Source organism: Rhizobium pantanalense, assembly GCF_030182525.1.
In the GTDB taxonomy this organism is placed as follows: domain Bacteria; phylum Pseudomonadota; class Alphaproteobacteria; order Rhizobiales; family Rhizobiaceae; genus Rhizobium.
Genome location: NZ_JAQJCH010000042.1, coordinates 1 through 713, shown reverse-complemented (window position 1 = coordinate 713; position 713 = coordinate 1). Strand labels below are relative to the sequence as shown.

1 protein-coding gene is annotated in these 713 nt (G+C 45.3%); it reads right to left on the bottom strand.

What is annotated here, in order from left to right:
• Positions 1-405 (bottom strand): hypothetical protein (locus PH558_RS34035; RefSeq protein WP_285208563.1); only part of this gene is annotated, 405 nt, incomplete at its 3' end.
• Positions 406-713: the final 308 nt, after the last annotated feature.

Here is a 713-nt window from a genome sequence, read left to right as displayed (position 1 = left end):
ATCTCGACTCTTTAGTTTAGAAAGAGCCAATCGTTCCCTCATCAAAACCACTGATTCCGGGTCTTCCAACAACAGCTGCATATCATTTTCCGTAATAAGATACTTAGCTTGGATGGTTCCACCGCCAGTATCCGACGCGGTAGGAATTTTCACGCGCGATACAGGCAGGTAAAACTTATTTTCCAGAACATCAATGACAGCCGCTAGCTTAGTTACTTCGTAGTCTGCTTCAATCCGATTCCCCGCGCTTGTAACGCACTTACCTTCACACATGGCCGCAAAAACAATAGCTTGAGAGTCACACATGTCATGGATAAGAGACAGCATAAACGGAGAGTGATTGAACAGATTTGAAAGCTTACGGCGGGAGATGGAAGAAGGATAATCGACAGTTACTTTAGTCATGATTCACCCCCACGCCACGAAAAATAGCGGACAGAACCTTGCGGAACGTGAAGGAGGTATAGCTGACATCCCCCTGATGAGGGATCGAGATTTCATTACACATTTTGGCACCTTGACCTTGCGGTCCGTGAAGAAAATTAAGGTTATTTGCTAACGGTGCATGAGCTGGTTAGGCTCGCAAACTGGTTAGGTCTGCCGTTGCGCCTATTCTAACACGATCATCATATTGAAGAGCAATTAGTGGGCTGATGAATAGAGAATTTTTGACACAAAAAAACCCGCCTCTTCACGATTAGCGGGTTCTATTG